The organism is Haloplanus ruber, from assembly GCF_024494725.1.
Lineage (GTDB): Archaea > Halobacteriota > Halobacteria > Halobacteriales > Haloferacaceae > Haloplanus > Haloplanus ruber.
This window is the reverse complement of the sequence record NZ_JANHDK010000002.1, coordinates 26,096-44,542: the sequence shown is the minus strand read 5'-3', so window position 1 is coordinate 44,542 and position 18,447 is coordinate 26,096. Positions and strand designations below refer to the sequence as shown.

The following is an 18,447-nucleotide window of genomic DNA, read 5'->3' as shown; positions in this document are numbered from 1 at the left end:
GTAGACCGCCGCGAGCGCTGTTGGGGCCGACGGTCGGTATCAGGTCCCGCCGCACCCGCCGTCGGGCGTGGTGCCGTCGGCTTCGGGGCTTCCGTGGGTGGTCCAGAGGTGCTCGATCACCTCGTCGACGGTCTCCGGGTCGTACGTCCAGAAGCCGTAGAACGATCCCGGCAGTCGCTCTTCGGCCAACAGCGCACACTTCATGGCGTCGACGCCGCCGCCGTCGTAGGCGACGAACCACGAGTCGTGGATTTCCGTCGCCGTCGAGACGTGGAGGTTCGCCGCCCCGACGCCGTCGAGTTCGTCGCAGCCCTCGGGGTGTGCGTAGACGTGGACCGCGAGGTCGCCCCGGTCGGCCAGGTGCGCGTACACGTCGGCCTGCGAGGCAAAGCGCCCGCAGGTCTGGAAGCCAGCGTGGAGTTCACCGTTCGCGCCGCGCCAGGCACGGTCCTCGATTTCCTTCGAGGCCGCCACCATGCGCTCGGTGTCGTAGGAGGTAAACAGCGTCTCTTCGAGTTCGTCGAGAACGGTCTCGTAGTTTTCTCGGGTGAACTCCGGGGTGACGCCGTTCGTCGACTCGAGCACGTCGCCCACGTCGACGGCGGCGAGGAAGTCGTTGTCGCGGCTCAGCACCGCGTAGTTGTGGGGCCCAGCGTCGCTCTCCGCCCGTTCGATGGTGAGATTGCGGTCGACGAAGTGTTCGCGGAGCGCCGTCGCCACGCCCGCTTCTGGGTTGAACACCGTCAGGGTCTTTTCTTCCGCCTCGACCGCCGCGATGAGTTCGAACAGCCCCATTCGCTCGTGTAGAGGGGCGGCCGCTATTTGTGCTTTTATGCCGTTCCGCTGGCTGCGCCGACACACCCCTTTTCCCCGGCGCCGCCGTACGGCCGGCGACGGATGACGGTCACCACACTCCATCGCCCGGCCCACCGGGACGCACTCGCCTCCCTCGAAGACGCCTTCCGGCGCGGCGACCTGATCACCGTCTTCGGACGGTGTTCCGTCGAATACGACGGCCGGGCGTCGAGCAGTCTCGGCGCCGGTGATCGCCTCCTCTTGCTCAAACCCGACGGCTCGGCGCTCGTCCACACCGACGAGGGGCGGACGCCGGTCAACTGGCAACCGCCGGGCTGTGATCACTTCGCGAGCGTCCGCGACGGTCGCCTGCGCGTGCGGAGCGTCCGTCGCTCGCCCGAGGAACTCCTCGACGTGCGCTTCGACCGCGTCCACCACCTCGTCGCCTACGACGTGACCGACCCCGACGACCTCGACTTGCGGGGGAGCGAGGCCGACCTCAAGGAACACGTCGTCGCCAATCCCGAGCGGATCGAACCCGGATTCGAGCCGTTGGCGACGGAACGCGAGACGACGGCCGGCCCGATGGACGTCTTCGGCGAGGACGCGTCCGGCCGGCCGGTCGCCGTCGAGTTGAAGCGTCGGCGGGTCGGGCCGGACGCTGTCGGCCAACTCCGCCGCTACGTCGACGCGCTCGAACGCGAGTTCGGCGCCGACACGACGATCCGTGGCGTCCTCGTCGCCCCGTCGGTCACCGACCGCGCCGCGTCGCTGTTGGAACGCGACGGATTGGACTTTGTCGCACTCGATCCGACGACCGGCCGCCCCCCCGACGACTCGGCGCCGTAGCCGACGGTCCGACACGAACGATCACGACGAGTCCGCGCCAGAGGCGTCAATACCACCCCATCCCGGCGTTTAATGTGTGTGGTCTCAATACCCACGTTCGATGGATCTCCACCACCGAACCGTCCGACAGGACGTCCGGGAACTCGGCGAACTCCTCGGCGACGTGCTGGAGGCGCAGTCCTCCACGCAGGCGTTCGAGGCAGTCGAGGAACTCCGCACCGCGGCCATCGACTACCGCGAGGGGAGCCTGCCGTCGCGCGAGCCGCTGCGAACGACGCTTGGATCGCTCGATACCGACCTCGAAGGGGCGGCCGCGCGGGCGTTTTCCGCGTACTTCGAACTCATCAACCTCGCCGAGGAACGCGAGCGAGTTCGCGCTATCCGCCGAAGCGCCCAGGAGGGCGGCCTCGCGGACAGCCAGCGGGCGACAGTCGCCGCACTCGTCGAGGCGGAGGCCGACGCCGAGACGGTCCAACAGGTGCTCGACGACGTCCTCATTCAGCCGACCTTCACCGCCCATCCGACCGAGGCCCACCGGAAGACGATCAAGGCAAAACTCCGGGCGATCACGACCCTGCTCGAAGGGCTGGACGAGCGCCGACTGACCGACGCCGAGCGCCGACAGTCTTGGGACCGCTTAGAGGCGGAGGTGACGAGCCTGTGGCAGACCCCGCAGGTTCGCGACCGAGCGCCCGAACCCGAAGACGAGGCGCGTAACGTCCAGTGGTACCTGGAGAACACGCTCTTCGACGTGGTGGGCGACGTGTACGCCGAACTCGAAGACATCCTCGCCGAGTCGTACCCGGAGGTGGACGTGCCCAAGCTCTTCGAGTTCCGGTCGTGGGCGGGGAGCGACCGCGACGGCAACCCCTCGGTGACCGTCGACGTGACGAGCCAGACGCTCGACCGTCAGCGCTCGGTCGTTCTCTCGAAGTATCGCGCGGAGTTGAAACGGCTCTCGGGCGTCCTCAGCCAAGACGCCGCCTGGATCACGCCCGGCGAGCAGTTCGAGGAGTCGCTCGTCGCCGACCGCGACCGACTGCCCACGGTGGCCAGCGAGGCCGAGGAGCGCTACCCCCACGAGTTCTATCGCCAGAAGCTGAAGCTGATGCGCGAGCGACTCGAACGGGTCGGTGACGTGCGCCCCGGCGGCTACACCGACGCCGACGAACTGGTCGACGACCTAGCGGCCATCGACGCGAGCCTGCGGTTGAACGACGCCGAATCTATCGCCGACGCCTACGTCGCACCCCTGATTCGGAAGGTCGACACGTTCGGCTTCTCGCTTGCCAGCCTCGACTTGCGCGACCACCAGCAGAACCACACCGAGGCAGTCGGCGAACTACTGGCGGGACAGGGCATCGACTATCACGACCGGGACGAGGACGGCCGGGTCGAGGTGCTCACCGAGGCGATCACCCAAGACGCGACGGTGGTCGACCTGGGGGAACCGGGCGACGTGAGCGAGACGACGGCACGCGTCTGCGAGCGGTTCGAGGCGCTCCGGCGCTGGCAACGGGAGTACGGCGCCGACGCCATCGACACCTACTGCATCAGCATGACCGAGGAGCCGAGCCACGTCCTTGAGGTGTTGTTCCTGGCGGATCAGGCGGACGTGGTGGATCTGCCGGCGTACAGCGGTCTCGATGTGGTGCCGCTGCTGGAGACGGAGAGCGCCCTCGACGGCGCCCGGCGCATCATGGGAACGCTGTTCGAGAACGAGGCGTACGCTGCGGCCCTCGACTGCCGGGGTGGCACCCAGGAGATCATGCTGGGCTACTCCGACTCGAACAAGGAAAACGGCTTCCTAGCGGCCAACTGGGACCTCTACCGGAACCAGCGGCGCCTCGCCCGCATCACCGACGAGTTCGACGTGCAGATGCGCCTGTTCCACGGGCGTGGTGGCTCAATCTCCCGCGGCGGCGGCCCGATGCACGAGGCGATGCTCGCCCTCCCGACCGAGACGATCACCGGCGAGATCAAGTTCACCGAACAGGGCGAGGCAATCGCCGAGAAGTACGGCAACCCGCGGATCGCCGAGCGGAACCTCGAACGGATGCTCGACGCCCAGATGCGCACCCGCCACCGGTCGATGGAGGGGCCGGTCGAGGAGACACCCGACGCGTGGACCGAGGCGATGGAGACGATGGCCACGGCCGCCAGAGACGCCTATCAGGACCTCCTCGACACCGAGGGATTCATCCCGTACTTCGAGACGGCAACCCCCATCACGGTCATCGAGGATCTCAACCTCGGATCACGGCCGGCCTCCCGGTCCGACGAGCGGACCGTCGAGGACCTCCGGGCCATCCCGTGGGTGTTCTCGTGGACGCAGTCCCGGTGTATCATCCCGGGGTGGTACGGCCTCGCGACCGGCATCGACGCCTACCTCGACGACGGTGGGTCGATGGAGACCCTTCAGGAGATGTACGACCGCTGGCCCTTCTTCAAGACCACGCTCGACAACGCCGCCCAGTCGATGGCACGGACGGACATGGAGATTGCGGAGGTGTACGCGGGGCTTGCCCCCTCCGAGTTGCGCGAGCGGTTCTTCCCGCGGATCAGCGGCGAGTACGAGCGGGCGACCGACCTCGCGCTGAGCATCTCGGACCGCGATGATCTGCTTCGCGAGGAGTGGCTTCGCGAGAGCCTCGACCGGCGCAACCCCTACGTTGACCCGCTGAACCTGTTGCAGACGCGGTTGCTCGCCCGGGACGACCGCACCCCCTCTGAGGAGCGGACGCTCCGCCTGACGGTCAAGGGGATCGCTGCGGGGATGAAGAGCACGGGCTAGGCGCCCGCTGGCCGGCGTCGCACGGCATCGAAGGCTTTATTCGCCGCCTCGGCCTCAGCTACGCCAAGTAACCATGTCAGACAAACCGGCCTCCATGTACCGGGAACTCAGCAAGCGCCCGTACACGCGACGCGAGTACATCACGGGCATCCCGGGCTCCAAGATTGCACAGCACAACATGGGTAACCTCCAGACCGACCCCCACGACTACCCGGTCCACATCAGCCTCGAAGTCGAGGAGGAGTGTCAGATCCGCCACGGTGCGCTCGAAGCTTCGCGGCTGTCGGCCAACCGACGCCTCCTGAAAGAGGTCGGCCAGGAGAACTACAAGATGGTCCTCCGGAAGTTCCCCCACCACGTCATCCGCGAGAACAAGCAGGCGACGGGTGCGGGTGCGGACCGTGTCTCCGACGGGATGCGACAGGCGTTCGGTAAGCCGGTCGGCACTGCCGCCCGCATCAACGCCAACGAGACGGTCTTCACCTGTTACTGCGACCCCGAGGACGCCGCCACGGTCAAGGACGCCTTCCGTCGCTCGTACAACAAGATCTCGCCTCCCTGCCGCATCGTCGTCGAGAAGGGCGAGAAACTGCTGGTCGCCTGAGTCGGACCCTCGGACTTTTCTCCGCGCCGCCGTCACTGGGGGTATGCTTCGCCTCGCGGTGACGACCCGCGCCGAAACCTTCGACCGGGTGCGCGACCCGCTCGCCGACCGCGACATCGCGGTCACACATCTCCCCGCGGAGGGGCGGACTATCGACCTCTCGACACCCCCGGACGAGCGGTTCGACGCTGGCTTTGTCTTTCCCTCGCGAACGCAGGCGGGGACCGCGCTGTCGGCGCTGTACGCCATCCCGTGGGTGAACGGACGCGGGACGGTCCTGACCTCGCGGAACAAGGGTGGCGTCCTCGCGGCGCTCGGTGCCGCGGGACTCCCCGTCCCCGAGACGACGATGGTATCGAGCCCCGTCGACGCCGAGGCCGTCGCCGACGCCGCCGCCAGCCTCTCCTGGCCGGTCGTCGTCAAACCCAACTCGACGACCCGTGGCACGGGCGTGACGAAGGCGACAGATCTCGACTCGTTGCTCGGCGTGATCGACTACCTGGATCTGGTCCACGACTACCGCGCCACCGGCGACAAGACATTCCTCCTGCAGGAGTATCTCCCCGACGCCCGCGACTATCGGGTGATGGTCGTCGACGGGACGTACGCGGGAGCGGTGGAGCGACACCTTCCTGCGGACGACCGGGCGGCTGGGCGGTGGAAACACAACGTCCACCGGGGTGCCGAGGCGACCGGGGTCGATCTCGACCCGGACCTCCGGCGACTGGCCGAACGGACGGCCGACACGCTCGGTGCGTCGTATCTGGGTGTGGATCTGCTGGTTACCGACGACCGGGCGGTCGTCGCGGAGACGAACGCGCGGCCGACAGTCGACGCCGCGACGAAGTACGTGCCGGACTTCTACGACCGACTGGCCGGGCTGATTCGGCGAACCGCCGAGGAGTAGCTACTCGACGTCGATGGCGGCGGAGTCGCCAAGCTTGTCCATAGTGACCTCTAGGATGCCGTTGTTGAACGTGGCCGACGCGGAGTGTTCGTCGACGCGGGTGGGAAGGCGGATGCGCTCGTCGTACTCGCGGTGCGGGGAGGCGGCGCTGATGGTGAGGGTTTCGCCGTCACACTGCAACTCGATTCCCCCCTTTTCGACGCCGGGCAGGTCGGCGACGAGTCGCACCTGCGCCGACTCGTCGTAGACGTCGACGTGAGTCTCGGAGCTGAATCCAGAGCCGTCACCGACAGGACCGGTCGCTCCCGTCATCTCGTTCATCATCCGTTCGATCTCGTCAAAGATGTCGCCGAACGGGTCGTCGCGGTCGTCGCCTCTCATGGACAGTCCTAGGCCGTTCGCGGTCAAAAACTTTCTGTCGCCAACTCCCACGTGAGGATATCACACGCCCGTCCGGGGAATCGGCCGTTTGAAGTACTCGCCCGATTATCGACGTGACGAGGCACATGTTCAAGACGCTCGACGATCTCGGGTCCGGGAAACGCGTCCTCGTCCGGTTGGATCTCAACTCGCCGGTCGAGGACGGTATCGTCAAGGACAACCGGCGGTTTACACGCCACGCCCGGACCGTTCACGAACTCGTCGAGTCCGGACACCGTGTCGTCGTCATGGCCCACCAGGGGCGGCCGGGCCGCGACTCCTTCGTCTCACTCGACCAACACGCTGACCTTCTGGCCGAGTACGTCGGGACACCCGTTGCGTTCGTCGACGACGTCCACGGTGACCGGGCCATCGCGGCCGTCCGTGATCTCGGCGCCGGCGAGGTCCTCATGCTCGAAAACGTCCGGATGTCCGAGGATGAACTTCCGGAGAAGACTCCCGCGGAACACGCCGACAGTGCCTTCGTTCGGGCGCTCGCCCCCGAGGTCGACTGTTACGTGAACGACGCCTACTCCGCGGCCCACCGCGCACACGCCTCGCTCGTCGGCTTCCCGCGCCGCCTTCCCGCCTATGCCGGGCGCGTCATGGAGTCGGAGTACGAGGCCAACACCAGCATCGCCAGCCGGGAATTCGACGGCCCCGTGACGATGGTACTCGGCGGCGCGAAGGCGACCGACGTCATCGACGTGATGTCGGCGCTCGACGACGAAATCGATCACTACCTGCTCGGCGGAATCGTCGGCGAACTCTTCCTCCGCGCGGCCGGCCACGACGTCGGCTACGACGTGGACGACGGCGAACTGTACGACCACCAGTGGGCGGACAACGCGGACCGCATCCGCGAACTCCTCGCGGAGCGGGACGACCGCATCCACCTCCCCGTCGATCTGGCGTACGAACACGACGACGACCGGGCCGAGATGCCCATCGAGGGCGTGGCGAAGACCCACCCGTTGCTCGACGTGGGGGCCAGCACTATCGCCGACTACGGCGAGATCATCGAGGACTCCGCGGCCGTCTTCGTGAAGGGTGCCCTCGGGGTCTTCGAGGACGAACGCTTTTCCGACGGGACCGTCGGCGTCCTCGAATCCATCGCCTCGACGGACTGCTTTTCGGTCATCGGCGGTGGCGACACCTCTCGGGCTATCGAACTCTACGGTCTCGAAGAGGACTACTTCTCTCACGTGTCCATCGCCGGCGGCGCCTACGTCCGGGCGCTCACCGGACAGACCCTCCCTGCGGTCGAGGCGCTGGCTGAAAACTGTCGTGACCGCTGACCCTGCCGACTGACGGCGGAGCGCTTCGCGCCTTGCGTCTACTCTGACCCCGAACAGGAGCACGTCGTTCGCTCCCCCGACCTGGCGTTCGAGCGGTGAGGTCGGCGACGTCGCTCAGTTCTATCGACCGTAGTCGATGCCGACGCCCATTGCGTCTGCGGTGGTCGCCATGCTCTCCGCGGCGTCGGCGGTGCCGGTGAGCGCCCGGACCGCGTCGATGTTCTCGGGCACCACGTCGCTTTCTTGATGGATCGCTTGGAAGAGATAGAGGTCGCGTTCCTCGACGGTGATCGACTCCGACCAGATGCAGTTCTCCCAGAGGTCGCCCCGGGGACGGCCGGCGTCGTGGGCGAACTCCTTGAGCTTGCCCGCACCGTCGATGTCCGCGTCCGCGGGGATCTGGAAGAGGCGGGTCTCGTCGGCAAACAGGTCACGTACCGCCGCGGCGGTCGCGTCCGATTCTAGCGTCACGTTGACGCTGTGGGTGTGCATCAGCGTCGCCGGCACCTTCATCCCGAGCGTATCGATGTTCAGATCCGGGAAGATCGTGTTCACGTCCGGGCCGTGGTGGGAGGGGATGGTCACCGGGTCGGGGAGAATGTCGTCGATTGGGCCGCGGCCGGTCTGTCCGGGGTCGCCCCCGCGGCGGACCAGCGTGACGCGTGCCTTCTCGACACCGTACGTCTCGTCGAGCGGCGCGAGGATGCGAGACAGTCCCGTGGTGTTACAGGAGACGACGCGCGCGGAGTCGGCGCCGACGGCGTTCTCGTAGTTGGCGCGGGCGTTGAAGCTCACGTCAGCGACGTCCGCGTCCTCGCCGCCCTGGAAGATGGCTGGCGTGTCGTGTTCGCGGTAGAGCGAGCGGTTTTCGGCACCGATCCCGGACGGTGTACAGTCGACGATCACGTCGGCGGCGGCGACCAGTTCGTCCACCTCGCCGGCGATGTCGAGTCCCGCTTCGCCGAACTGATCGGCGCGTTCGGGAACGGCCGCGTAGAGCGGATAGCCCTTGCGCGTGGCCGTCTCCGCCTCGAAGTTCGGTCGCGTCTTGGCCACGCCGGCGAGTTCCATGTCCGGTTGTGCCGTGACCGCGTCCGCGACGCGTTTGCCGATGGTTCCGTACCCGTTGACGCCGACCTGTGTCATATCGCGGAGTCGATGGGCGACGGTGATAATCGTTTCGAGCTATGCCCACCCTACCGGTACGCCATCGCCTGTGCGACCCGCTCCCCCCGGTAGTATCCAGGTGCGGTCGCGACGGTCGCGACCTTGATCTCGCCGTCGATTGCTCGGAGCCGAAATTCGGCTTCGGGGAGCGACACGCCCTCGCTCATGAGGCGGTCGAATCGGTCGCCCGCTCGCTCCCGGTCCGCCGGGTGGAGGAAGTCGGTGAACGACGACCCCTCCAAGTCCACGTGCGAGTCGGCGTTCAGGAAGTCGACGGCGGCGTCGTTCGAGTAGACCATCACCCCATCGCGGTCGAAGACGATGATCGGAATCGGTGCCGTGTCGACGAGGTTGTGATAGCGCTCTTCCGTCCGACTTACCGCCGTTTCGGCGCGAAACGCGCGAACGCTGTTCGCAATCCGGTTGGCGAGGATGGTATACTGGTCGGTCCCTCCACCCTTCTGGAGGTACTCGGTGACGCCAGCCGAGATGGCGCGACTCGCGATGTCCTCCGACCCGCGGCCGGTAAAGAGGACGAAGGGAAGCTTCGGACAGTTCTCGCGGACCGCCTCTAGGAATTCGATACCGTTCTGGCCGGGCATGTCGTAATCCGAGACGACACAGTCGATGTCCTCCGTGTCGAGTCGGCCGAGTGCCTCGGCGACGCCCGTCGCCGTCTCGACGGCGAATCGCTCGTCCGCGCGTTCGAGGAACGTCGACGCCACCGCCAGGAAGTCCGAATCGTCGTCGACGTGGAGGACCTGGATCGGGACGGCCATGGCCCGCATAAGGACCAGATGTGAATAGTGCTTCCGCCGGTCGCTCGCTCTCTGACGCCCGGGTTGCCGTGACGACGGAAAGGGCTAACCGACGCCCGCCCGTGACTTCGACCATGTCCGACACACTCCGCGAGGCCGCCGAGACGGCCGTTCACCAGTGTATGGCCGTGGAGGCCGGTGAGTCCTGTGTCGTCGTCACTGACGACAAGCGCCGCCACATCGGCGAAACGCTCTACGAGGTTGCCCGCGAGGTGACCGACGACGCGGTGCTCCTCCGATACCCGCCGGGCGAACAACACGGGACCGAACCGCCCGCGCCCGTGGCGGCGGCGATGGCCGACACGGACGTGGCGCTCGCGCCGACGACAAAGAGCCTGAGCCACACTCGGGCCCGCAAGCATGCGACCGACGCCGGCGCCCGCGTGGCGACCCTTCCGGGCATCACCGAGGAGGTGATGATCGCGGGACTGGACGCCGACTACGAGACCATCGCCCGGCACTGCCGTGCGGTACGCGACCGCGTCGCGGACGCCGACGAGATTCGGGTGACAACGCCCGCTGGCACCGACCTCACGGTCGCGCCTGGTGGTCGGTCGTGGCTCACCGACACCGGGATGGTCCACGAGGGCGGCGACTTCTCCAACCTACCGGCCGGCGAAGTGTTCGTCAGCCCCGAGACGGCCAACGGAACGTACGTCGTCGACGGGACGATGATGCCTCACGGGCTGATCGAGGAGCCGATCCGGTTCGAGGTCGAGGACGGCTACGTCACCCACATCTCCGACGACGCCGTCCGAGAGCAAGTCGAGGCGGGGCGCGAACAGGTCGGCCGCGACGCCGCCAACCTCGCCGAACTCGGTATCGGCACCAACGTCGGCGTGACCGCCCTCGTCGGCTCCGTCCTCCTCGACGAGAAGGCCGCGGGGACGGTCCACGTCGCTATCGGCGACGACGCGAGCATCGGCGGCGACACAGAGGCGCCGCTTCACCTCGACGGCATCATCCGGAACCCGACAGTGTACGCCGACGGGACGGCCGTGGAACTCCCGTCGGTCGAGCGCTGAGACCGTGCGCACCACGGGGGTCGCATCCCCGTGCGTGGCCGCTCCCGTTCCGACGGCGCGTCGTCACGCCTCGTCGTCGAGGGTCGCGTCATCGTCGTCGAGGAATCCATGATACGGGCAGACGTACTCGTCGCGGATGATCTGTTCGTCGACGATGTCGAGGCCGAGTTCGTCGAGTTCGCCGGCGATCCGGTTGAGGTCGTCGTGGTTCTCTCCGATGGCGTTTACGTACACGTTTCGCTTGCCGGTCATGATCTCACGGACGGCCGTGACTCCGTGTACTTTCCGGGCCGCGTTCGCGAGTACGTCCCGCTCCGTGACCGGCGCCGTGCAGATGATCTTCGTGTACAGCGGGTAGCCCGCCAGGTCGTAGTCGATATCGATGTGATACCCTCGGATGATTCCGCTCTCCTCTAGTTTGCCGAGTCGCGTTCGAACGGTACTCGGAGAGAGGTCGAGTTTCTCCGCGATGTCGCTCGACGACGTCCGCCGAGCGTCCTGCTGGAGATAGTAGAGGATGGACCGGTCGATGGCGTCCAGTTCCCCATCTTTCATGGATGTACCCTCTCGGCACCGCGACTTATGCGTGTTCGTCGCCCCGCCCGCCACCGACGGCGCCGCCCGCCGACGCCACGCGCCTAACTGGTGACGGAACTTGATGTATATGCGTGATATATCGACGGATCGTCGATTGAATCCGCTAGCTTATGTGCTTCCGTGATCTACGGTGGGTGTGCCCACGTCGCTGCGACGACCGACCCCAGCCCCACAGGAGGCCGCCATGACCATACGTCCGCTCCGACGCTCGACCGACGAAACGACCGGCGACAACCCCGAGGGACACTTCTGTGTCCTCGGTAGCGGCCCCGTCGCCGAAACCATCGCCCGGCGCCTGCACGCCGACGGACACGCCGTCACGGCCATCGGCGACGCGGCCGACGCGGCCGACCACCGCACCGTCCGCGGTGATCCGACGGACCTGCGGCAGTTGGAGGCGGCCGACATCGACACCGATTCGACCGTGATCGTCGCGACACCGCGGGACGAGCGGAACCTTCTGCTCGCCCAACTCGTCCAGACCCACTTCGACGCCACCGACGTCGTCGTCCGGGTGAACGACCCCGACCGTCACGACCCCGTCGCCGCCGCCGGTCACGATCCGTTCTGCGTGACGACCGTCCTCTCGGCTGTCCTCGTGGACGAACTGACGCGACCGGCGTACGAACACTCATGAAGGAACTCGAACGCGACCTCGGCCTACCCTCCGTGCTCGCGATCAGCATCGGTGCGATGATCGGGAGTGGTATCTTCATTCTGCCGGCGCTCGCCCTCGAAATCGCCGGCCCCGCGGTTGTCCTTGCGTATCTACTCGCGGGGCTGCTGGTGGTTCCGGCCGCTCTCTCGAAGTCGGAGATGGCCACCGCGATGCCCGAGGCCGGCGGGACCTACATCTACATCGAGCGCGGCATGGGCCCGTTGCTCGGGACCGTGGCCGGCGTCGGCACCTGGTTTTCGCTCTCGTTCAAGGGTGCGCTCGCGCTCGTCGGCGGCGTCCCGTATCTCCTCTTGCTGTTCGATCTCCCCCTGAAGCCGGTGGCGCTCGGGCTTGCAGGGGTCCTGATCTTGGTCAACATTGTCGGTGCGAAACAGACCGGCCGCCTCCAGGTCGCCATCGTCGTCGTCATGCTGGCGGCGCTGGGCTGGTTCGCCGCGGGGAGTGCGCCGACCGTCCAGTCGACCAACTACGCGAACTTCTTCGGCTCCGGTCTCGGTGGCCTCCTCGCCGCGACCGGTCTCGTGTTCGTCTCCTACGCCGGCGTCACCAAGGTGGCGAGCATCGCCGAGGAGGTCGAGGACCCCGGCCGGAACATTCCCCTCGGCATCTTGGGATCGCTCGCGTTCACGACTGTGCTATACGTGGCTATCGTGGCCGTTCTCGTCGGTATCACCGACCCCGGAAGCGTCGCGGGGTCGCTGACGCCGGTCGCCGTCGCCGCCGAGGTGACTCTCGGCGAGGCGGGCGTCGTCGCGGTCATCCTCGCGGCCATCCTCGCGCTCGTCTCGACGGCCAACGCCGGCATCCTCTCCTCGTCGCGGTATCCCTTCGCGATGAGTCGGGACAAGCTGGCGCCACCGTCGCTCTCGACGGTCAGCGACCGGTTCGGGACGCCGGTTACCTCGATCACGCTCACGGGCGCGGTGTTGCTCGCGCTCATCGCCTTCGTCCCGATCCTCGAAATCGCGAAACTGGCCAGCGCCTTCCAGATCATCGTCTTCGCCCTGATCAACGTCGCGGTCGTCGCCTTCCGCGAGGGCAACGCCGACTACGACCCCGCGTTCACGTCGCCGCTGTACCCGTGGATGCAGATTTTCGGGGCTATCACCGGCGTGCTCCTGTTGACCCAGATGGGGACCGTCGCGCTCCTCGGCGCCCTCGTGATCACGGTCGGGAGCATCGCCTGGTACTTCCTCTACGTCCGCCCGCGGGTGCGCCGCGAGGGGGTCGCCACCGACGCGATCCGCCGACAGGTGGGCCGGGACGCGCTCGCGGACGTCGAATCCGCCACCGCCGAGGACACCCACGAGGTGCTCGTCGCGCTGACGAAGGCCGTCGGCGCGGAGCGGGAACGCTCGCTCGTCGCACTGGCGGCGGACGTCGTCCGGCCACACGACGGGCGCGTGGTCGTCGTCCGATTCGACGAGATTCCCGACCAAGCCCCCCTCACCGAGGACGCGACCGTCCAGTCACCGGCCGATCACTCCTTCGAGGCCCGCGTTGAGGCGCTTGCCGCGGAGTTTGACGTTGCGGTCGAAGCCGACGAGGTCGTCAGCCACGACACCAAACACGCCATCGTCAACTTCGCCGACCACCACAGCATGGACGCCATCCTCGCCGAACACGAACCGCTCCGCCTCCGCTCGCGCCTGCTGGGCGACCCCGTCGACTGGGTCGTCCGGCACGCGCCCTGTGAGGTTCTCCTTGTGGACAACGTGGGCTACGACGCCCCGACACACGTCGCGCTCTCGGGTGACGGCGGGCCGTACGAATCGCGTGCCGTGACGCTGGCCGACGCCGTCGCAACGGCCAACGACGGCCGGATCGCACTCTGGTACCCAGACGAGGGGGCCACGACCCGACACAGCCGGACGGTCGACGAGTATCAGTCCGAGCTGTCGTCGCTGCTCTCGGTCCCCGTCCAGTCCGAAGCCGTTCGGACCGACGGTGGTGGCCGCACCCGGCCCGACCTACTCGTCCGGGCCGGCGCCGACCACCGGCTCCGGACCGTCCTGTTCGACGACCGGCCCAAGGTCCCGAACCCCGGCTGTACGACCGTCACCGTCTATCCGGAGGCCGACCGTCGACCGCCGCTTCCCCGGCGGCTACTCGAACGGTTTGTCTTCTGACGCCGTCGGGGGCCGACGCACGCCGTCGTCGGAAGGGCGGATTTTTACCGCCTGACCGGCTACGATTGGGTATGAGCCATCCCGGACCCGACGCGGGCGACCGCGTCGCACTCGCCTGTCCCTCCTGTTCGACGACGGAACCGACCGTCCACGAGGTGTTGAAACCCGGCGGGCAGGTCACCGTCCGCTGTACGGCCTGTGATCACGTCCACAAGGAACAGTACGACCCGCCCCGCGAGGTCGAACTCGACGTGATCGTCTCGCAGGACGACGAATCGCTGTCGACGACCGTCGACGCGCCGCCAGCCGACACGGTCGCCGTTGGCGACGAGTTCGTCGTCGAGACGCCGGAGGCGATCATGCAGGCGCGGGTCACGTCCATCGAGGTAGCGGGCGATACGCGCGTTGAGGAGGCGACGGTCGAGGACATCGCGACACTGTGGACGCGCGCCGTCGACAACGTCCGTGTCAACGTGACCGTCCACCCCAACGACGGGCGGCGAGACGACTCTCGGAGCGTCGCCGTCTCGGTTCCCGGCGACCACGAGTTCGTCGTCGGCGAGACGGCGACCTTCGGGGACGAGGAGTTCGAGATCACCGGCGTCCAGGTGCGCGACGACGCCCCCGAGTACCGCTTCGAGAAACTCGATCACGACGGCGATAGCGTGTTCGCGAAGGATACAAAACGGGTGTACGGCCGCGACGTCACCTCCGCCGCGTGGTCGGCGTGGTAACCGAGGCATGCCCACCGACTTTGACCGCGCCCGCGACGCTCTCGTCGACCGGCTGATCGAGGCCGGACGGATCGACCGCCCCGAGACCGAACGGGCGATGCGTGCCGTCCCCCGTCACGAGTTCGTCCCTGCGGAGCACCGCGACGCGGCCTACGACGACCGGCCCCTTCCTATCGGGGCGGGTCAGACAATCAGTGCCCCACACATGGTGGCGATGATGACGGATCTCCTCGCGCCCGACCCGGGAGAGGACGTCCTCGAAATCGGGACCGGCTGTGGCTACCACGCCGCGGTGACGAGCGAGGTGATCGGTGACGGGACCGTCTACAGCGTTGAGTACGAACCCACGCTCGCGCGCGAGGCGCGGGACCGACTCGCCCGCTTGGGCTACGGTGACGACGTTCGCGTCCGCGTGGGCGACGGCCACGATGGCTGGCCGGACCATGCTCCCTACGGCGGAGCGTATCTCACGTGTGCGCCCGCGTCGCTCCCCGCGCCCGTCGTCGAGCAGGTACACCCCGGCGGTCGCGTCGTCGGCCCGGTCGGACGCGGCCGGCAGAAACTCGTCGCACTGACCCGACGGGCCGACGGCACGGTCGACCGCGAGACTCACGGCGGCGTCCGGTTCGTCTCGATGCAGGGCGAGCACAGTTGAGCCACGCCGGCAGACGGCGATCTGATCCCTCTCGGGGATCACAGCGTCTCCGCCCGGGCCAGCGACAAGTGAGGCCCCGGTCGTCGTCGGTTCTCGCCCTCCCCGCGGTCCTCGGTTTCAATAGATGCATAAGCACCCGTTCCCTTGACCCGGCATGGACCAAACGGTGCTGCGCGAGGACATGGTCGACGGTCTCGATCATGCCCTCGGCGGCCTCGACGAGTCGCTCGGGGTCGCCATGCGGTCGGTCCCCCGGCACGCGTTCGTCGAGGACCGACCCTACGACGACCGGCGTGGCGAACACGCCGGGACCGCGGTTCTCGCACCGCGAACCGTCGCCAGACTCGTCGAGGCACTCGCCGTCGAGGACGAGGATACCATCCTCGTCGTCGGCGCCGGCGTCGGGTACACGGCCGCCCTCCTCGCGGAACTCGTCGGCGAGCGACGCGTCCACGCCGTCGACATCTCCCGCCGTCTCGTCCTCGAGGCGCGCCACAACCTCGGCCAGGCGGGCTACGAGGGTGTCCTCGTCGACCAGCGTGACGGTGCGGACGGCTTCCCCGAGTACGCCCCGTTCGACCGTGTCGTCGTCGAGGCGGCGGCCGTGCGCCCGCCGCGTGCGCTGATCGATCAACTCGTTCCGGGCGGTCGCCTCGTGATGCCGATGGGGACGCCCGATCCGACGCTCGTCGCCGTCGAACCCGACGACTCCGCCGACGGGTACGCGGTCGTCGAGGAGTTCGGCCCCCTGACGCTCGCACCGCTGCTCGTCGACGGCGAACAGGCGGGAGGCGTCACCCGCAACCGCACCGAGCGCGAGGACCGCGAGTTCGCCGAGCAGGGCTACTTCGCGCCGACCGGGTGGGAACAGGAGTGGATCGACTGGGACGAACGACTCGACGGCGGCCGTGGCCACCACCGCCGGTGACGGGTCGCCCGCTCTGTCACCCCCGAACCACCAGTATCTTCGCGTTCCCCCGGCGGTCGACGTAGCCGCTCCCAGCCGGCGGTTTCACCTCGATTACCAGTGTCCCCTCGTCCTGGTTCGACCGGAGACTCGGCGCCGCCACGACCGTTGCCGTGCCGTCCTCACCGGTCGTGGCCGTCCGGACGCCGTCGAGGTCGGCGCTGCCGGCCTTGACGATCACCGTCGCGTCGGCGACCGACGACCCGTCAGCCCCGACCACCGTCAGTTCGAGCGACCGCTCCCCGGGACTCACCACCTCCGGTTCCGGCCGGACGTCCAGTTCCGTCGTCGACAACCCCTGGATCCCGGTCAGCATGTTCATCATGACGCTCAGGCTGGCGACGCCGATGACCAGCGCGATGACCAGCCTGATCGGTAACCCCTCGATGGCCCGCCGATCTGCTCTGAACGAGTCGAACACGGGTCGGCCTGCCCCCGGCCTCGCATTTGAATCTCCGGACGGAGATTTAGGAACGGTCGGGCGACCATCCTCCGCCGTGCACGTACTCGGACGCGACGACGGGCCAGGACCGGCGGTCCGACTGGGGCGGTACCGCGCGGCCGACGGTAGCGACGGCGCGACGGTCGGCCTCGACTTGGACCGCCCGCACGCGGCGCTGATCGTCGGCAAGCGGGGCTACGGCAAGTCACACACGCTCGGCGTTCTCGCCGAGGATGCGGCGCGGGCGGCGGGGGTCGCCCCCGTCGTCGTCGACCCGATGGGCGGGTTCGACGGCCTCGCGGCCGGCGACACCGTGCCGGCACGGGTCGTCGGCGCGCCGACGATTCCTGCGGCGACGCTCCCGCCGCCCGCCTGGCCCGCGCTGTTCGACCTCTCTCCGACCGGTCCCGTTGGCGGCTTGCTCTGGGACGCTGCGGCGGCGGCCGACACCCTCTCTGCGATGGTCGAGCGAGTCGAGACGGCGGCCGCCGCCGACGACGTCCGCCGCGCCGCCCGGAATCACCTCGACCTCGCCGACTCCTGGGGCGTGTTCGACGCCGACGGTCTCACACCCGACGCACTGCTGTCGGGAGCGGCGACCGTCCTCGACTGTGCGGGACTCGACGACCGGGCCGCCGGGGCGCTGGTCCGGGCCGTCGCTCGCGGCCTGTACGACCGCTGTGTCGCGCGCTCACCCGACCGCCTGCCCTGGCTCCTGCTCGACGAGGGGCACGCCTTCTTCGACGGTGTTGCGGCACCGGCACTGGAGACGGTGCTGACGCGGGGTCGAACTCCCGGCGTCTCGCTGGTCGCAGCCACCCAACGGCCGAGCGCGCTTCCACCGGTTGCCGTCTCGCAGGCGGACCTCCTGATCGCCCACCGCCTGACGGCCGCGGCCGACGTGGAGGCGTTGGCGGCCGCCGCACCGACCTACCTCTCGGCGCCGCTCCGCGAGCGCCTGCCGACGACCCCCGGCGGCGCCGTCGTCGTCGACGACGCCACCGAGGCGGTCCACGGCGTACAGGTGCGTCACCGGGAGACGCCCCACCGCGGCGCCGATCCGCGGGCTAGCGACCGCGCCGACTAGTCGGCCAGTACGGTCCCGCAGTCCGAACACATGCCCCCGACGACCGGGGTGTGACACACGAGTTTTCACCTCGGAGTCCCTACGATTCGGTAATGGAGGGCGCAGATCGATTCATGCTGTACGGACTCTTGCTCATTCTCCTCGCCATCCTCCTCGGTCTCGGCATCACGTTCGTCGCGGGGTGAGGCGGTGCCGGCGGGGTCGTCGATGTGGGCGTGGTCCGCTCTCGCGGCCCAGGACGCCCGATAGCGGTGAATCCAGAACTGTCTCCGATTCGGTCAGCTGACTTCCGGGATACTCGTCGCTGGAAGGGTAAAATCGGGAAGAACGCCCGGAGCGGGATTTGAACCCGCGTCACGACCGTGACAGGGTCGTATGATGGGCCACTACACCATCCGGGCCTTCGCATCTATACAAATCGGGGACTGGAAAATAAGACTTGCCATATCGGGACGCCGTGTGCCGTTGTACCGCGCGCCG

18 protein-coding genes and 1 tRNA gene are annotated in these 18,447 nt (G+C 68.0%); 12 read left to right on the top strand and 7 right to left on the bottom strand.

All coding sequences use genetic code 11. The features are described 5' to 3' along the window. Nucleotides 1-39 precede the first annotated feature (39 nt). Complete coding sequence (locus tag NO878_RS08260) at nt 40-795, bottom strand: DICT sensory domain-containing protein (protein WP_256405521.1); 756 nt, start codon at nt 793-795, stop codon at nt 40-42. A gap of 102 nt (nt 796-897) precedes the next feature. Between NO878_RS08260 and nucS the strand changes: the two genes are divergently transcribed. From nucS to NO878_RS08240, 4 genes are all read left to right on the top strand, one after another. Further along, nucleotides 898-1,644, top strand: a complete 747-nt coding sequence (gene nucS / locus NO878_RS08255) for an endonuclease NucS (RefSeq protein WP_256405520.1) — start codon at nt 898-900, stop codon at nt 1,642-1,644. A gap of 100 nt (nt 1,645-1,744) precedes the next feature. Continuing rightward, nucleotides 1,745-4,438 carry a phosphoenolpyruvate carboxylase gene (gene ppc, locus NO878_RS08250; protein WP_256405519.1) on the top strand — a complete coding sequence of 898 codons (2,694 nt, stop codon included), beginning with the start codon at nt 1,745-1,747 and terminating at the stop codon, nt 4,436-4,438. 73 nt (nt 4,439-4,511) lie between these two features. Then, on the top strand, nt 4,512-5,042 hold the full coding sequence (locus NO878_RS08245) for a 50S ribosomal protein L16 (protein WP_256405518.1): 531 nt from the start codon (nt 4,512-4,514) through the stop codon (nt 5,040-5,042). A 43-nt stretch (nt 5,043-5,085) separates the two neighbouring features. Continuing rightward, nucleotides 5,086-5,949: an ATP-grasp domain-containing protein gene (locus tag NO878_RS08240; RefSeq protein ID WP_256405517.1), complete on the top strand. Its 864-nt coding sequence runs from the start codon at nt 5,086-5,088 to the stop codon at nt 5,947-5,949. On the opposite strand, the gene NO878_RS08235 is transcribed toward NO878_RS08240, so the two are convergent. Then, nucleotides 5,950-6,330 (bottom strand): Hsp20/alpha crystallin family protein, encoded by a 381-nt coding sequence (locus NO878_RS08235; protein WP_256405516.1) that lies wholly within the window; start codon nt 6,328-6,330, stop codon nt 5,950-5,952. It lies immediately after the preceding gene. Between the two features lie 125 nt (nt 6,331-6,455). Between NO878_RS08235 and NO878_RS08230 the strand changes: the two genes are divergently transcribed. Then, nucleotides 6,456-7,667, top strand: a complete 1,212-nt coding sequence (locus NO878_RS08230; RefSeq protein ID WP_256405515.1) for a phosphoglycerate kinase — start codon at nt 6,456-6,458, stop codon at nt 7,665-7,667. Nucleotides 7,668-7,787: 120 nt separating this feature from the next. Here NO878_RS08230 and NO878_RS08225 read toward each other — a convergent pair whose 3' ends face one another. Together NO878_RS08225 and NO878_RS08220 are read right to left on the bottom strand one after the other, a co-directional pair. Continuing rightward, nucleotides 7,788-8,813: a type II glyceraldehyde-3-phosphate dehydrogenase gene (locus NO878_RS08225; RefSeq protein ID WP_256405514.1), complete on the bottom strand. Its 1,026-nt coding sequence runs from the start codon at nt 8,811-8,813 to the stop codon at nt 7,788-7,790. A 50-nt stretch (nt 8,814-8,863) separates the two neighbouring features. Then, nucleotides 8,864-9,613 (bottom strand): response regulator, encoded by a 750-nt coding sequence (locus NO878_RS08220; protein WP_256405513.1) that lies wholly within the window; start codon nt 9,611-9,613, stop codon nt 8,864-8,866. A gap of 113 nt (nt 9,614-9,726) precedes the next feature. Here NO878_RS08220 and NO878_RS08215 point away from each other — a divergent pair, with 113 nt between their 5' ends. Further along, nucleotides 9,727-10,677, top strand: coding sequence for an aminopeptidase (locus NO878_RS08215; RefSeq protein ID WP_256405512.1), 951 nt, complete (start codon nt 9,727-9,729; stop codon nt 10,675-10,677). A 63-nt stretch (nt 10,678-10,740) separates the two neighbouring features. On the opposite strand, the gene NO878_RS08210 is transcribed toward NO878_RS08215, so the two are convergent. Further along, nucleotides 10,741-11,232, bottom strand: a complete 492-nt coding sequence (locus NO878_RS08210; protein WP_256405511.1) for an Lrp/AsnC family transcriptional regulator — start codon at nt 11,230-11,232, stop codon at nt 10,741-10,743. A 226-nt stretch (nt 11,233-11,458) separates the two neighbouring features. Between NO878_RS08210 and NO878_RS08205 the strand changes: the two genes are divergently transcribed. The 5 genes from NO878_RS08205 (at nt 11,459) to NO878_RS08185 (ending at nt 16,399) form a co-directional block, all read left to right on the top strand. Further along, the gene (locus NO878_RS08205; protein ID WP_256405510.1) at nt 11,459-11,911 is read left to right on the top strand and encodes an NAD-binding protein; all 453 of its coding nucleotides are present in this window, start codon (nt 11,459-11,461) and stop codon (nt 11,909-11,911) included. Further along, nucleotides 11,908-14,082: an amino acid permease gene (locus NO878_RS08200; protein WP_256405509.1), complete on the top strand. Its 2,175-nt coding sequence runs from the start codon at nt 11,908-11,910 to the stop codon at nt 14,080-14,082. Before NO878_RS08205 ends, NO878_RS08200 begins: the two co-directional genes overlap by 4 nt. A gap of 71 nt (nt 14,083-14,153) precedes the next feature. After that, the gene (locus NO878_RS08195) at nt 14,154-14,816 is read left to right on the top strand and encodes an HVO_0476 family zinc finger protein (RefSeq protein WP_256405508.1); all 663 of its coding nucleotides are present in this window, start codon (nt 14,154-14,156) and stop codon (nt 14,814-14,816) included. Between the two features lie 7 nt (nt 14,817-14,823). Further along, complete coding sequence (locus NO878_RS08190) at nt 14,824-15,471, top strand: protein-L-isoaspartate(D-aspartate) O-methyltransferase (protein ID WP_256405507.1); 648 nt, start codon at nt 14,824-14,826, stop codon at nt 15,469-15,471. Between the two features lie 154 nt (nt 15,472-15,625). Then, complete coding sequence (locus tag NO878_RS08185; protein WP_256405506.1) at nt 15,626-16,399, top strand: protein-L-isoaspartate O-methyltransferase family protein; 774 nt, start codon at nt 15,626-15,628, stop codon at nt 16,397-16,399. 16 nt (nt 16,400-16,415) lie between these two features. On the opposite strand, the gene NO878_RS08180 is transcribed toward NO878_RS08185, so the two are convergent. Further along, nucleotides 16,416-16,859, bottom strand: a complete 444-nt coding sequence (locus NO878_RS08180) for a DUF7382 domain-containing protein (RefSeq protein WP_256405505.1) — start codon at nt 16,857-16,859, stop codon at nt 16,416-16,418. A gap of 76 nt (nt 16,860-16,935) precedes the next feature. Here NO878_RS08180 and NO878_RS08175 point away from each other — a divergent pair, with 76 nt between their 5' ends. Continuing rightward, entirely contained in the window at nt 16,936-17,967 is a 1,032-nt protein-coding gene (locus tag NO878_RS08175; RefSeq protein ID WP_256405504.1) for an ATP-binding protein, read from the top strand. 328 nt (nt 17,968-18,295) lie between these two features. On the opposite strand, the gene NO878_RS08170 is transcribed toward NO878_RS08175, so the two are convergent. Then, a tRNA-Asp gene (locus NO878_RS08170) sits at nt 18,296-18,368 on the bottom strand. Between the last annotated feature and the right edge of the window lie 79 nt (nt 18,369-18,447).